This is a genomic window from Sinorhizobium sp. 7-81 (genome assembly GCF_030124405.1).
Taxonomy (GTDB): Bacteria; Pseudomonadota; Alphaproteobacteria; order Rhizobiales; family Rhizobiaceae; genus Sinorhizobium; species Sinorhizobium psoraleae.
Genome location: NZ_JASKLT010000088.1, coordinates 1 through 535, shown reverse-complemented (window position 1 = coordinate 535; position 535 = coordinate 1). Strand labels below are relative to the sequence as shown.

Here is a 535-nt window from a genome sequence, read left to right as displayed (position 1 = left end):
GACGACCGAGAGGCTCGTGCTCGCGGCGTCGTAACTAAATGAAGTTTCGCCGGCTGTTTCGATCACCAGCGCCCGGAACTCGAACTCCTCGGTGTTTCGCGCCGTTATGCGACCAATTTCCTGTCCGTCCTGGCTCGCTGTCAGCTCGGCCGTCCTACCCGAATTGACTGGCTTCAGCCACGCGTGGAGCGTGGTCCCGGCGGGCAGGGGCGCCCTCAGGGTCTTCAGATTGCCTCCGAGAAGGGAAGAGGGGGTTGTGTCGCTTGTCATTGATCAACCTTTCACGGCGGAACCAATAAAGGAACTCACGAACCAGCGCTGGAAGGCGAGGTAGAGGGCGAGGATCGGGATCATCATCAGAACGGAAGCCGCCATGGCACGGTCCCAATAGATGCTGTCCTGGCCGAAGAATGTGGCGATCCCGACAGTGATCGGTCGGGCATAGTCGGTCTGCGTCACCAGGATCGGCCAGAGATACTGGTTCCAGCTCTCGATCCCCATTAGAATTGAGACGGTGGCGAGGGCCGGCAGACTG

At 60.2% G+C, this 535-nt stretch carries 2 pseudogenes; both read right to left on the bottom strand.

The window, feature by feature from the left end:
• Positions 1-270 (bottom strand): annotated as a pseudogene (locus QN224_RS33615) (glycoside hydrolase family 32 protein); the annotation flags it as partial.
• 3 nt (positions 271-273) lie between these two features.
• Positions 274-535, bottom strand: a pseudogene (locus QN224_RS33610) (carbohydrate ABC transporter permease); the annotation flags it as partial.